The organism is Diaphorobacter sp. (assembly GCF_050251835.1).
Taxonomy (GTDB): Bacteria; Pseudomonadota; Gammaproteobacteria; order Burkholderiales; family Burkholderiaceae_C; genus JBFXIE01.
The window spans coordinates 47,150-59,120 of sequence record NZ_JBFWLZ010000001.1; the positions used below are offsets into that span (position 1 = coordinate 47,150).

14 protein-coding genes are annotated in these 11,971 nt (G+C 67.2%); 9 read left to right on the forward strand and 5 right to left on the reverse strand.

All coding sequences use genetic code 11. The features are described from left to right. Window positions 1-843, reverse strand: coding sequence for an AAA family ATPase (locus AB7E35_RS00200; RefSeq protein ID WP_428161919.1), 843 nt, complete (start codon window positions 841-843; stop codon window positions 1-3). Between the two features lie 107 nt (window positions 844-950). Between AB7E35_RS00200 and AB7E35_RS00205 the strand changes: the two genes are divergently transcribed. Together AB7E35_RS00205 and AB7E35_RS00210 are read left to right on the forward strand one after the other, a co-directional pair. Continuing rightward, on the forward strand, window positions 951-1,613 hold the full coding sequence (locus tag AB7E35_RS00205; RefSeq protein WP_428161918.1) for a c-type cytochrome: 663 nt from the start codon (window positions 951-953) through the stop codon (window positions 1,611-1,613). A 209-nt stretch (window positions 1,614-1,822) separates the two neighbouring features. Beyond that, the gene (locus tag AB7E35_RS00210; RefSeq protein WP_428161917.1) at window positions 1,823-2,707 is read left to right on the forward strand and encodes a universal stress protein; all 885 of its coding nucleotides are present in this window, start codon (window positions 1,823-1,825) and stop codon (window positions 2,705-2,707) included. Here the strand turns inward: AB7E35_RS00210 and AB7E35_RS00215 are convergent. Both AB7E35_RS00215 and AB7E35_RS00220 read right to left on the reverse strand, forming a co-directional pair. Continuing rightward, window positions 2,668-3,102 (reverse strand): DUF1841 family protein, encoded by a 435-nt coding sequence (locus tag AB7E35_RS00215; protein WP_428161978.1) that lies wholly within the window; start codon window positions 3,100-3,102, stop codon window positions 2,668-2,670. The genes AB7E35_RS00210 and AB7E35_RS00215 overlap by 40 nt on opposite strands. Window positions 3,103-3,154: 52 nt before the next feature. Then, a complete protein-coding gene (locus AB7E35_RS00220; protein WP_428161916.1) occupies window positions 3,155-3,958 on the reverse strand; it encodes an IclR family transcriptional regulator domain-containing protein in 804 nt (267 codons plus the stop codon). A 115-nt stretch (window positions 3,959-4,073) separates the two neighbouring features. Here AB7E35_RS00220 and AB7E35_RS00225 point away from each other — a divergent pair, with 115 nt between their 5' ends. The 6 genes from AB7E35_RS00225 to AB7E35_RS00250 all read left to right on the forward strand — a co-directional run bounded on the left by AB7E35_RS00225 (window position 4,074) and on the right by AB7E35_RS00250 (window position 9,451). Further along, window positions 4,074-4,769 carry a 3-oxoacid CoA-transferase subunit A gene (locus AB7E35_RS00225; RefSeq protein WP_428161915.1) on the forward strand — a complete coding sequence of 232 codons (696 nt, stop codon included), beginning with the start codon at window positions 4,074-4,076 and terminating at the stop codon, window positions 4,767-4,769. Between the two features lie 27 nt (window positions 4,770-4,796). Beyond that, window positions 4,797-5,450, forward strand: coding sequence for a 3-oxoacid CoA-transferase subunit B (locus AB7E35_RS00230; RefSeq protein WP_088888401.1), 654 nt, complete (start codon window positions 4,797-4,799; stop codon window positions 5,448-5,450). A gap of 75 nt (window positions 5,451-5,525) precedes the next feature. Next, complete coding sequence (gene pcaF / locus AB7E35_RS00235; RefSeq protein WP_428161914.1) at window positions 5,526-6,737, forward strand: 3-oxoadipyl-CoA thiolase; 1,212 nt, start codon at window positions 5,526-5,528, stop codon at window positions 6,735-6,737. Window positions 6,738-6,901: 164 nt separating this feature from the next. Then, the gene (locus tag AB7E35_RS00240) at window positions 6,902-7,897 is read left to right on the forward strand and encodes a Bug family tripartite tricarboxylate transporter substrate binding protein (RefSeq protein ID WP_428161913.1); all 996 of its coding nucleotides are present in this window, start codon (window positions 6,902-6,904) and stop codon (window positions 7,895-7,897) included. Window positions 7,898-8,056: 159 nt separating this feature from the next. Continuing rightward, complete coding sequence (locus tag AB7E35_RS00245; protein WP_428161912.1) at window positions 8,057-8,695, forward strand: LysE family transporter; 639 nt, start codon at window positions 8,057-8,059, stop codon at window positions 8,693-8,695. A gap of 126 nt (window positions 8,696-8,821) precedes the next feature. After that, the gene (locus AB7E35_RS00250) at window positions 8,822-9,451 is read left to right on the forward strand and encodes an AAA family ATPase (RefSeq protein ID WP_428161911.1); all 630 of its coding nucleotides are present in this window, start codon (window positions 8,822-8,824) and stop codon (window positions 9,449-9,451) included. A gap of 15 nt (window positions 9,452-9,466) precedes the next feature. Here the strand turns inward: AB7E35_RS00250 and AB7E35_RS00255 are convergent, their stop codons facing one another. Then, window positions 9,467-9,946 carry a tRNA (cytidine(34)-2'-O)-methyltransferase gene (locus tag AB7E35_RS00255; protein ID WP_428161910.1) on the reverse strand — a complete coding sequence of 160 codons (480 nt, stop codon included), beginning with the start codon at window positions 9,944-9,946 and terminating at the stop codon, window positions 9,467-9,469. Window positions 9,947-10,075: 129 nt separating this feature from the next. Next, window positions 10,076-10,822 (reverse strand): ComF family protein, encoded by a 747-nt coding sequence (locus tag AB7E35_RS00260; RefSeq protein ID WP_428161909.1) that lies wholly within the window; start codon window positions 10,820-10,822, stop codon window positions 10,076-10,078. A gap of 65 nt (window positions 10,823-10,887) precedes the next feature. Between AB7E35_RS00260 and AB7E35_RS00265 the strand changes: the two genes are divergently transcribed. After that, the gene (locus AB7E35_RS00265) at window positions 10,888-11,796 is read left to right on the forward strand and encodes a class I SAM-dependent methyltransferase (protein WP_428161908.1); all 909 of its coding nucleotides are present in this window, start codon (window positions 10,888-10,890) and stop codon (window positions 11,794-11,796) included. The last annotated feature ends 175 nt before the right edge of the window (window positions 11,797-11,971 follow it).

The following is an 11,971-nucleotide window of genomic DNA, read 5'->3' on the forward strand; positions in this document are numbered from 1 at the left end:
TCAGCGGTTGCGCTGGTTCATGAAGACCAGCTTTTCGAACAGGCTCACGTCCTGTTCGTTCTTGAGCAGCGCGCCCACCAGCGGCGGCACGGCCACCTTGTTGTCGGCGCTTTGCAGGGCTTCGAGCGGGATTTCTTCGGCCACCAGCAGCTTGAGCCAGTCGATCAGCTCGCTGGTGGATGGCTTCTTCTTCAGGCCCGGCAGGTTGCGCACGTCGTAAAACGTCTTCATGGCCACGGTCAGCAGCTCGCTCTTGAGCGTGGGGAAGTGCACATCGACGATCTTTTGCATCGTCTCGGCCTCGGGGAACTTGATGTAGTGGAAGAAGCACCGGCGCAGGAAGGCGTCTGGCAGCTCTTTTTCGTTGTTGGAGGTGATGAACACCAGCGGGCGGTGGCGGGCGCGGATCATCTCGCGCGTCTCGTAGCAGTAGAACTCCATGCGGTCGAGCTCGCGCAGCAGGTCGTTGGGGAATTCGATGTCGGCCTTGTCGATCTCGTCGATCAGCAGCGCCACCGGCTGGTCCGCCGTGAAGGCTTGCCACAGCACGCCCTTGACGATGTAGTTGTGGATGTCCTTGACCTTTTCGTCGCCCAGTTGCGAGTCGCGCAGGCGGCTCACCGCGTCGTATTCGTACAGGCCCTGCTGCGCCTTGGTGGTGGACTTGATGTGCCACTGCAAGAGCGGCATGCCCAGCGCCTGCGCAACTTCCTCGGCCAGCATGGTCTTGCCCGTGCCGGGCTCGCCCTTGACCAGCAGCGGGCGCTGCAGTTTGATGGCCGCGTTAACTGCCAGCATCAAGTCCTGGGTGGCAACGTAGTTCTGAGATCCTTGGAATTTCATGGGCCGGGGAATAGGGAAATCGTTGATGAAAGCACTTGACAGGTGCTGCCTATAATTGTTGCAAACCATAACGCGGAGACAGCCAATCGCCAGATTGTGCGCGCAAAATGAACAAGACACTGACCACGATATTCGGCCTGGCGGTTGCATGCGCGACCGGTGCGCTGCATGCCCAGCAGACCCAGGGCGACGCACAGGCCGGGGCGGGCAAGATCGCCATGTGCATTGGCTGCCACGGCATTCCTGGCTACCAGTCCAGCTTTCCTGAAGTCCACAAGGTGCCCATGATCTCGGGGCAGGGCGCCGGCTACATCGCAGCGGCGCTGCAGGCCTACAAGAAGGGCGAACGCAGGCATCCCACCATGCGCGGCATCGCCCAGTCGTTGTCAGACCAGGACATTGCCGACATGGCCGCCTACTACGCCGCGCACGGCAAGCAGGGCGCCACGCCACCGGACAGGCCCGGCCGCGAGCCCAGCGCCCAGGTGGCGCAGCTGCTGCAAAAAGGCGCCTGCGTGTCCTGCCACGGCGAAAACTTCGCCAAGCCCATTGACCCGTCCTACCCCAAGATCGCGGGCCAGCATGGGGACTACCTGTTCGTGGCGCTCAAGTCGTACAAGGTGGACAACGGCGCCTACGTGGGGCGCAGCAACGCTGTGATGGCGGGCATCGCCAGGCAGTTTTCCAATGCCGAACTGAAGGCGCTGGCGGGCTACGTGAGCGCGCTGCAAGGCGATCTGCAGGTCGTGCCGCAGCCGCGTTTTCGCTGATCGCGGCCTATGCGCCAGCCACCGCCGCGCAGTGCTGATCGCGGCGGCCAGGCCCTGCGGTTGCAGCGGTTTCGCTTATTTACAGCGCGCGAGCCTGGCAGCCCGTATGCGCTGTCATCTTGACGCACTAACGTGGTGGCTGATGCGCAGCCACCGTCGGCCAGGCGCATGCCGTCGCATTTGTTCACGGCTACCGGAGTTTTTGCACCATGCGCTTTCAGACCATTGTGGCCCTCACCGATTTTTCGACCGCAGCAGAGCACGCGTTGGATCGCGCTGCGCTGCTGGCGGCCGGGCACAAGGCGCGCCTGCACATCCTGTTTGGTGCCGAAGAGCCCGACCCGAAGTTTTCCGACCCGCAGGATCGCCTCGATCAGCGTGCCCGGCAACTGGCCCAGCGCCACGATCTGCAGGTCAAGGCGCTGACCTATCGAGGCGACGGCGTAGTGCGCGAAACCCTGCGTGCCGCGGCCGGGGCCGACTTGCTGGTGCTGGACAGGCGCGCAAGCACCGGCCTGGCTGGTCTGTGTCTGGGCGGCACGCTGGCGCAGCTCCTGCGGCGCAGCCCCTGCCCGGTGCTGGTGGTGCAGCAGCCAGCGCGGGCTGCCTATGACCATCTGCTGGTAGCGGTGGATTTTTCGGCTGCTTCCCGCGCGCTGGCGTGCTACGCGCTAGCGCTGGACGGAGGGGCCGCCGTGGAGCTTTTGCACACGGTGGATACGCGCGCGCAGGCTTCAGTGCAGGCCGTGCGCGACTACCGCGAAGAGGTGCGCCGCTGCTCCCAGGACTGGCTGGTGCGCCTGTCGCAGGCATGCGGCACGCAGCGCAACCGGGTGCTGATGACCGTGGGCACGGGCGGCGATGTGGTGCAGGAGGTGGCGGCGTACCAGCAGCGCTCGGGGGCAGACCTGGTGGCGCTGGCGCAGCGTCGCCGCAGCCGGCTGCTGGATTTCCTGCTGGGCAGCATGGCACGGAGCCTGCTGGGTGGACTGGCCTGCGACCTGCTGGTGTACCCGCGGGACTACAGGGCAGCAGCGGCCTGCACCACGGTGGTTCAGCCGCGTGTGGCGCGCCGCTGGACGCAGGCGACATAGGCTTCGCCGTCAGGCGGGCGCCCGGCGCGTTGCGCTTCCCACAGCATGGTGCCCAGGCAGTCCATGGCGGCATGGTGCGCATCGTGCAGCGATCCCAGGCGCGCAGCCAGCAATTCCACCGCCTGGCGGATGCCGCGTGGCTGGTCAATGCTGCACTGCTCGCTGATCGACAGATGCATGGACAGGTGCAAAAACGGGTTGGTGCGGCTGGGCGTTTCGTCGTAGTTGCGCGCCAGGGCGGCGTTCACGTCCTGCAGCTCGGCATGGTATTCGGGGTGCTCGGCAATCCACAGGCCGGCGAGTGTCTCGATGGCCTCCATGGCCTGGCCGGTCTGCTGCTTGGCATGCGCGGCGCAGAAAAAACGGCGTACGTCGGCTTGTGTGGGGTTGAACATGGTCTTCAGGGTAGCACGGGCTTGCAGGGCGGATGTGGGGCCCATGCCGCGTTTATGCGCCGCGCGCGCCCAGCAGGCGTGATATGCCCTGCGCGGTCTGCAGCAGCTCGGGCAGCAACTGCTGGCGCAGCACCTCGGTGCTGGTGCGGTTGGCCTGGCCGCTGATGTTCAGCGCCGCCACCACCTGGCCCGTGCGGTTCTTGAGCGGCGCTGCCACCGAGATCAGGCCTTCCTCCAGCTCCTGATCCACCAGGCTCCAGCCTTGCTCGCGCGCCTGGGCGATGCGCGTCAGCAGCGTCTCGTCGTCCAGCGCCGTGTGCCGCGTGAACTGCTGGCGCGGCAACGCGGCCAGGCGCGCGTGCAGATCCTGCGGTGGCAGCTCGGCCAGCAGCACGCGCCCCATCGACGTCCAGAACGCCGGCAGGCGCGAGCCCGCGGTCAGGTTGGTACTCATGATCTTGTGGGTGTGCACGCGCAGCACATAGACGATGTCCAGCCCGTCGAGCACCGCAGCCGAGCATGACTCATGCACGCGGTCGGTCAGCGCATCCATCAGCGGCTCGGCCAGATCCCAGATGGGCATGGAGCTGAGGTAGGCGAAGCCCAGATCCAGGATGCGCGGCGTGAGCCGAAACAGCCGGCCGTCGCTTTCCATGTAGCCCAGCGTTTGCAGCGTGAGCAGGATGCGCCGCGCGCCCGCGCGCGTCAGGCCCGTGCGGGCGGCCACTTCGCTGAGCGTCTGCTGCGGCGCCGCCGCACTGAATGAGCGGATCACCTCCAGCCCCCGGGCGAACGACTGTACGTAGTTATCCCCTGGCTTGTGGGTATTACTTATGGGAAAAGGAGTGTCATTCACGGCAGTTCGTCCTAGAATTCATTGTACGAACATTTGTTCTATAAGCGAACAAAATGACGCGATCACGACAGCCGGCCCCGGCCAGCTTCCCTCCACCTCTCTGAACCAGCAACACATGATCAACAAGATTGCGGATTCTGTCGCCCAGGCGCTGTCGGGCGTCCAGGACGGCGCCACCGTGCTGATTGGCGGCTTTGGCACATCGGGTAACCCCATCGAGCTGATCGACGGACTGATCGCCCACGGCGCGCGTGAGCTCACCGTGGTCAACAACAACGCAGGCAATGGCGATGCCGGCCTGGCCGCGCTGCTCAAGAGCGGGCAGGTGCGCAAGATCATCTGCAGCTTCCCGCGCCAGGTGGACAGCTATGTGTTCGACGAGCTGTACCGCAGCGGCAAGATCGAGCTGGAACTGGTGCCCCAGGGCAATCTGGCCGAGCGCATGCGCGCCGCGGGCGCCGGCATCGGCGCCTTCTTCTGCCCCACGGCCTACGGCACGCAGCTGGCCGAGGGCAAGGAAACCCGCGAGATCAACGGCAAGCACTACGTGCTGGAGTACCCCATCTACGGCGACGTGGCGCTGGTCAAGGCCGAGAAGGGCGACCGCTGGGGCAACCTGACCTGCCGCATGTCGGCGCGCAACTTCGGCCCCGTGTGCGCCATGGCGGCCAAGTACACCGTGGCCACCGTGCATGAGCTGGTGGAGCTGGGCGAGATGGACCCCGAAGCCGTGGTCACCCCCGGCATCTACGTGAGCAAGGTCGTCAAGGTGCCGCGCGTGGCCACCCAGGCCGGTGGATTCAAGCAGTAAAGCCCGTTCAGCCCAAGGAGATACAGCGTGAGCAGCTATCAAAAACGAACCAAGGACGAACTGGCCGCCCGAGTGGCCCAGGACATCTTCGACGGTGCCTACGTCAACCTGGGCATCGGCCAGCCGACCCTGGTGGCCAACCACATCCCCGCAGGCCGCGAGGTGGTGCTGCATTCCGAGAACGGCATCCTGGGCATGGGCCCCGCGCCCGCCAAGGGCCAGGAAGACTACGACCTGACCAACGCCGGCAAGCAGCCCGTCACGCTGCTGCCCGGCGGCTGCTACTTCCACCATGCCGACAGCTTCGCAATGATGCGCGGCGGCCACCTGGACATCTGCGTGCTGGGCGCGTTCCAGGTATCTGCCACGGGCGACCTGGCCAACTGGAGCACCGGCGAGCCCGGCGCCATTCCTGCCGTGGGCGGCGCCATGGACCTGGCCGTGGGCGCCAAGTCCACCTGGGTGATGATGGATCTGGTCAGCAAGACCGGCGAATGCAAGGTGGTGCAGGCCTGCAGCTACCCCCTGACGGGCCTGGCCTGCGTCAAGCGCATCTACACCGACCTGTGCACGCTGGAATGCACGCCCCAGGGCCTGCGCCTGATCGACACCGTGCCCGGCCTCTCGCATGAGGAGCTGGAGCGCATCGTCGGCCTGCCGATCCAGCCCGCCCAGCAATAAGTACCAAAACGGCCTCCAGCGCTTGATGGACGAGCGCTGGCAGCTCACTTTTTTGATATTCCCCCCGGAGACACCATGAGCAACGCCCCCCAGGCTTTCATCTGCGACGCGATTCGCACCCCCTTCGGCCGCTACGGCGGCGCCCTCTCCAGCGTGCGCACCGACGACCTGGGCGCCATCCCCATCAGGGCGCTGATGGAGCGCAACCCCGGCGTGGACTGGGCCGCGGTGGACGATGTTCTGTACGGCAACGCCAACCAGGCCGGCGAGGACAACCGCAACGTGGCGCGCATGTCCAGCCTGCTGGCCGGTCTGCCGATCGACGTGCCGGGCGCCACCATCAACCGCCTGTGCGGCTCGGGCCTGGATGCCGTGGGCTCCGCCGCGCGCGCCATCAAGTCCGGCGAAACGCGCCTGATGATCGCCGGCGGCGTGGAATCCATGAGCCGCGCCCCCTTCGTGATGCCCAAGGCCGAAAGCGCCTTCAGCCGCAACAACGCCGTGTACGACACCACCATCGGCTGGCGCTTCGTCAACAAGCTGATGAAGGCGCAGTACGGTGTCGATTCGATGCCCGAGACGGCCGAAAACGTGGCCGATGACTTCAAGATCGAGCGCGAAGCGCAAGACCGCATGGCCCTGGCCAGCCAGCAAAAGGCCGCCGCCGCGATGGCCGCCGGCTACCTGGCCAAGGAAATCGTCAACGTCGTCATTCCCCAGAAGAAGGGCGATGCCCTCGTGGTCAGTCAGGACGAGCACCCTCGCGCCACCACGCTGGAGGCGCTGGCCAAGCTCAAGGGCGTGGTGCGCCCTGATGGCAGCGTCACCGCCGGCAACGCCAGCGGCGTGAACGACGGCGCCTGCGCGCTGCTGCTGGCCAATGAAGAGGCCGCCAGGCAATACAACCTGGTGCCCCGCGCCCGCGTGGTGGGCATGGCCGTGGCCGGCGTGGCGCCGCGCATCATGGGCTTTGGCCCCGCGCCCGCCGTGCGCAAGGTACTGGCCCAGACCGGCCTGACGCTGGCCGACATGGACGTGATCGAGCTCAACGAAGCCTTTGCCGCGCAGGGCCTGGCCGTGCTGCGCGACCTGGGTATTGCCGATGACGACAAGCGCGTCAACCAGTGGGGCGGCGCCATTGCCCTGGGCCACCCGCTGGGCGCCTCGGGCGCGCGCCTGGCCACCACCGCCGTCAGCCAGCTGCACACGCTGGGCGGCCGCTACGCGCTGTGCACCATGTGCATCGGCGTGGGCCAGGGCATCGCCGTGGTGCTCGAGCGCGTGTAACGGCGTGGCGGTGACGGCGAGTGCGGCGAATGCCGCCACTGCCGCCACTGCCGCCACTGCCTCATTCACCTCACGTCACCCTTTTTTTTGTGTCAACCAACCCGCGCTCACAAGGCGCACTGCGTCATCCATTGCCGCACTTCAACGAGAACAAGGACTCCCGCATGACCACCACCACCCGCCACATCGCACGCCGCACCTTGCTGGCATCCCTGGCTGTGGCCGCCGCTGGCGCGTTGCCCCTGGGCGCCGCCGCGCAGAACTTCCCCTCCAAGCCCATCACCATCGTCGTGCCGTTCTCGGCCGGTGGCACCACCGACATCCTGGCGCGCATCGTGGGCCAGGGCCTCACGACCGAGCTGGGCCAGTCGGTCGTGGTGGACAACAAGCCCGGCGCGGGCGGCAACATCGGCGCATCGCTGGCCGCCAAGGCCGCGGCCGACGGCTACACCCTGTTCATGGGCACGGTGGGCACGCACGCCATCAACCAGTCGCTGTACAAGAAGCTGCCTTTTGACCCGGTGAAGGACTTTGCCCCGCTGTCGCGCGTGGCCACGGTGCCCAACCTGCTGGTGGCCCACCCCAGCCAGCCGTTCAAGACCGTCAAGGAAATGATCGCCTACGCCAAGGCCAACCCCGGCAAGATCACTTTCGGCTCGCCGGGCAGCGGCGCGTCGCCCCACGTGTCGGGCGAGCTGTTCAAGAGCATGACCGGCACCGACATGCTGCACGTGCCCTACAAGGGCAGCGCCCCGGCCATGACCGACCTGCTGGGCGGCCAGACGTCCGTCATGTTCGACAACATGCCCTCGGCCATCCAGCATGTGCGCTCGGGCAAGCTGCGCCCCATCGCCGTGACCACGGCCAAGCGCTCGCCCGAACTGCCCGACGTGCCCACCATCGCCGAAGCCGGGGTGCCCGGCTACGAGGCCACGTCCTGGTTTGGCATGTTCGCGCCCGCCGCTACGCCCAAGCCGGTGCTGAGCAAGCTGCAAGCCGCTCTGACCAAGGTGCTGAACCAGGCTGACGTGAAGAAGAAAATCGCCGAGCAGGGCGGTGAAGTGGTGGCCGAAACGCCCGACCAGTTCGCCGCCTTCATCAAGGCCGAGAGCGTCAAGTGGGGCAAGGTGGTGAAGGAGTCCGGCGCTACTGCCGACTGATTCATTTTGCTATCGTTATAGGAGCTTGTAGCGCTTGATTGACGGGCGCTGCAGGCTCTTTTTGCATGCTGTGGCTTGCAGGGCGTCATGGGGTTATCGGGTGGCCTCCTACAATCGCCGCCTTCGCAACACCCGCCCCATCTCCCATCGGATCGCAACATGGACTGGCACACCTGGTTGGCTTTTTTTGCGGCGTCGTGGGTGATCGCCATCTCCCCGGGTTCGGGCGCCGTGCTGTGCATGAGCCACGGGCTGTCGTACGGTGTGCGCAAGGCAGGTGCCACCATCGTGGGGCTGGAGCTGGGCCTGCTGCTGATCCTGGTGGTGGCGGGCGCGGGCCTGGGCTCGGTGCTGGTGGCGTCTGAGCTGGCCTTCAGCATCGTCAAGGTGCTGGGCGCCTGTTACCTGATTTACCTGGGCTTTTGCCAGTGGCGCGCGGGCGCTGCCGGCACGCTGCAGGGCGATTTGCAGGCGCAACCCGCCAGCTGGCGCCGGCGCATGTTGACGGGCTTGCTGACCAATGTCACCAACCCCAAGGGCATCATCTTCATGGTGGCCGTGCTGCCGCAGTTCATGACCGACACCCGCCCGCTGTGGAGCCAGTTGCTGGTCATGGCCTTGACCATGGTCTGTGTGGACCTGGTGGTGATGAACGGTTACGCCGCAGGCGCCAGCGCCTTGCGCGCCCTGATGCGCAGCGGCCGCGCCATGCGCACGCAAAACCGGGTGTTTGGCGGGCTGCTGATGCTGGTGGGCGCGGGGCTGTTCTTCGTCAAGCGCGGCGGGCAGCAGGGTTAGGCACTTGAGAACTACAAAAACAGTAGCAACTGGCGGTTCTTGCGCAAGCGCTGGAGCCATTTTTGACAAACACTCTTGCCCGGCCGGACACTGCGCCCGCACGGGCCGGGTGCACAGGAGATACGCATGACCGTGGTTGCCGTTGCAAATCCCAAGGGCGGCGTGGGCAAGTCCACGCTGGCGACCAATATCGCGGGCTACTACGCCAGCCGCGGCCACGCCGTGGCGCTGGGCGATGTGGACCGCCAGCAGTCTGCGCGGCTGTGGCTGCAGCAGCGCCCCGAAGCGGCGCGGCCCATTGGCGCATGGGACGTGATGGCGCCCGAGGCCGACCGCCTTGAAAAACCCCCCCGCAGCGCCAGCCACGCCGTGCTGGACACCCCCGCGGGCCTGCACGGCTGGCGCCTGAAAGACACGCTCAAGCTGGCCGACCGCATCATCGTGCCGCTGCAGCCCAGCATGTTCGACATCTTTGCCACGCGCCAGTTTCTGGACGACTTGGCCACGCACCGCCGCAGCGCGGGCGTGCCCATCGGCATCGTGGGCATGCGTGTGGATCAGCGCACCATCTCTGCCGACAAGCTGCATGAATTCGTGGACAACCTGGGCCTGCCGGTGCTGGGCTACCTGCGCAACACACAAAACTATGTGCACCTGGCGGCGCACGGGCTGACGCTGTTCGACCTGACGCCCACGCGTGTGGCGCGTGACCTGGAGCAGTGGAAGGGCATCTGCGCCTGGCTGCATGAGGCTTGAGAGGCTCACACTTTCTCAGGCCCTCAGCGCACGGGTCAGAAAACTGTTTTGCCGCCAGGCTTCATAGACCGTCACTGCCACGGCGTTGGACAGGTTCAGGCTGCGCTGCCCGGGCAGCATGGGCAGGCGCAGGCGCTGCGCGGGCGGGAAGCTCTCGCGCAGCTCCACCGGCAGGCCGCGCGACTCGGAGCCGAACACAAACCAGTCGCCGGGCTGAAAGCCGGTGTCAAAAACCGTCTGCGTGCCGTGCGTGGTCAGGGCGAACATGCGCGCGGGGTCAGGCTGCATGCTGCGCAGCAGCGCCGTCCAGCCGGCATGGCGGCGCACATCGGCGTACTCGTGGTAATCCAGCCCCGCGCGGCGCATGAGCCGGTCTTCCATCGAAAAACCCAGCGGTTCCACCAGATGCAGCATGCAGCCGGTATTGGCCGCCAGCCGGATCACGTTGCCGGTGTTGGGCGGAATCTCGGGTTCGACAAGAACGATGTGAAACATGGCGCGATTGTCTGCGGCAGGCGGGCTGTGTGGTCAGGCCGCAGCGGCGGCGGTTGGTAATGAATCGTATCTTGCGCACCGCGGGCGCAGGGCGCTGTCTGTCATTGGCGCACACCAGCGCGGCGTCCGTCATGGTGTGCGGGCCAGCACCAGCGCCCCGATGTGCCGCGCACCCGCCTCGCGCAGGGCGGCCGCGGCGGCGTGCAGCGTGGCGCCGGTGGTCATCACGTCGTCCACCAGCAGCACCCGCCGGCCTGCCACCAGCGCCACCCGCAGCGGATCCACCATGAAAGCGCCGCGCAGGTTGCGCAGGCGCTGCGCGCGCCCCAGGTGGCTTTGCGCCTGGGCATCGCGGGTGCGCAGCAGCACCTGGGCCGGCACGCACGGGTGGCCCAGCCGGCGCGCCAGCAGCAGCGCCTGGTTGTAGCCGCGCTGGCGCAGCCGCTGGTCTGACAGAGGGATGGGCAGCACCAGATCGGAGTGCGCCAGCAAGGCCTGCGCGCCGGGCGCCTGGCGCATGAGCGCAGCCAGCGCGCCGGCCCAGCCCGGGTCGGCCTGGAACTTGAACCGCCCGACGATGCCGTCCCAGGGGTAGCCGTAGCAGACGGCGGCCAGGCAGGCGTCCAACGGCGGCGGGTGCAGCAGGCAATCGCCGCATTGCGCTACGCCGTCCGGCACGACGCAGGCGCAGGTGGCGCAGCGCGCCAGCGGCTGGGCAAAGCGGGCGCAGCAGGCGCTGCACAGGCGGCTGGCGGGCCAGGCATGGCAGACCGCGCACTGGCTGGGCAGGCGCCCGGCCAGGTCTGCCAGGCCCGCCAGCGCGCGCAGGCGCTGGCGCCAGTGCTGCGAAATCCCTGCGGGGCGCGTGAAAGGCATGGGCTCAATATACTCGCGGCCTTTTCGAGCGTGTTTACGTCGCAAGCACGCTCTTACGGCACGCCATGTCCGATCACCTTCCGCCCACTATTGACCCGGTTGCCGCCGCACGCTGGCACGCCCGGGTGCCCGATGCCTCCCCCTGGCTGCACGAGGAGGTGGCGCGGCGCATGCAGGAGCGGCTGCAGTGGATCGTCCGGGCGCCTGCGTCCTGGTGCGACTGGGATCCGCTGCGCGGCGGGCTGCAGGGCCACGCGATGGTGCGTGAGCGCTTTGCGCAGGCCGCCAGTCATGTCGCCGAGACCTCGTCGCCCGCTGGCGAGGCGGCTGCGCGCGCGCGGTTGGCCAGGCCCTGGTGGAGCCCGGCGCGCTGGTCGGGCGCGGCGCCGCGCTTTGGCCTGCCGGCAGACGCCAGCGTGCAGATGCTGTGGTCCAACATGGCGCTGCACATGGCCGCCGACCCGCAAGCGCTGATCGCGCAGTGGCACCGCGCGCTGGCCGTCGATGGTTACCTGATGTTTTCCTGCCTGGGCCCGGACACGCTGCGCGAGCTGCACACGCTGTATGCCGACCTGGGCTGGCCCGTGCCCGGCCATGCCATGACCGACATGCACGACTGGGGCGACATGCTGGTGCACGCCGGGTTTGCCGAGCCGGTGATGGACATGGAGCGCATCACGCTCACCTTCGCCACGCCCCGGCGTTTGCTGCAGGAGCTGCGCGAGCTGGGGCGCAATTTGCATCCGCAGCGCTTTGCGGCGTTGCGCGGGCGCAACTGGTACGGGCAGCTGGAGCAGGCGCTGGCGCAGCGCCTGGCCGACGCCAACCAGGGCGGCCAGCTGGCGCTGACCTTCGAGATCATTTACGGCCACGCCTTCAAGCCCGTGCCGCGCGTGCGCGTGGAAGGGGCCAGCGCGGTGTCGCTGCAGGACATGCGCGCCATGCTGCATGCGGGCCGCCCGACAGGGCGCTGAACAAGGCGCTGGGCCAATGATGGCGCCATTTGCGGCATCAATGATGTTGATCAATGCGGGCTAGAATTTTGTATGGCTGCCCCCCGGTTGCCTGGTCTGCGCAGCGTTGCGCAGGGCGTTGTGCGCCTGCCGGGCGTGCGCCAATGGGCCGCGGCCTTTCGCGCCTGCGTAGCTG

Excerpts from the sequence above, each read along its gene's own strand:
- AB7E35_RS00200 (WP_428161919.1), bottom strand. The coding sequence starts at position 843 with ATGAAATTCCAAGGATCTCAGAACTACGTTGCCACCCAGGACTTGATG.
- AB7E35_RS00205 (WP_428161918.1), top strand. The coding sequence starts at position 951 with ATGAACAAGACACTGACCACGATATTCGGCCTGGCGGTTGCATGCGCG.
- AB7E35_RS00210 (WP_428161917.1), top strand. The coding sequence starts at position 1,823 with ATGCGCTTTCAGACCATTGTGGCCCTCACCGATTTTTCGACCGCAGCA.
- AB7E35_RS00215 (WP_428161978.1), bottom strand. The coding sequence starts at position 3,102 with ATGTTCAACCCCACACAAGCCGACGTACGCCGTTTTTTCTGCGCCGCG.
- AB7E35_RS00225 (WP_428161915.1), top strand. The coding sequence starts at position 4,074 with ATGATCAACAAGATTGCGGATTCTGTCGCCCAGGCGCTGTCGGGCGTC.
- pcaF (WP_428161914.1), top strand. The coding sequence starts at position 5,526 with ATGAGCAACGCCCCCCAGGCTTTCATCTGCGACGCGATTCGCACCCCC.
- AB7E35_RS00240 (WP_428161913.1), top strand. The coding sequence starts at position 6,902 with ATGACCACCACCACCCGCCACATCGCACGCCGCACCTTGCTGGCATCC.
- AB7E35_RS00245 (WP_428161912.1), top strand. The coding sequence starts at position 8,057 with ATGGACTGGCACACCTGGTTGGCTTTTTTTGCGGCGTCGTGGGTGATC.
- AB7E35_RS00250 (WP_428161911.1), top strand. The coding sequence starts at position 8,822 with ATGACCGTGGTTGCCGTTGCAAATCCCAAGGGCGGCGTGGGCAAGTCC.
- AB7E35_RS00255 (WP_428161910.1), bottom strand. The coding sequence starts at position 9,946 with ATGTTTCACATCGTTCTTGTCGAACCCGAGATTCCGCCCAACACCGGC.
- AB7E35_RS00260 (WP_428161909.1), bottom strand. The coding sequence starts at position 10,822 with ATGCCTTTCACGCGCCCCGCAGGGATTTCGCAGCACTGGCGCCAGCGC.
- AB7E35_RS00265 (WP_428161908.1), top strand. The coding sequence starts at position 10,888 with ATGTCCGATCACCTTCCGCCCACTATTGACCCGGTTGCCGCCGCACGC.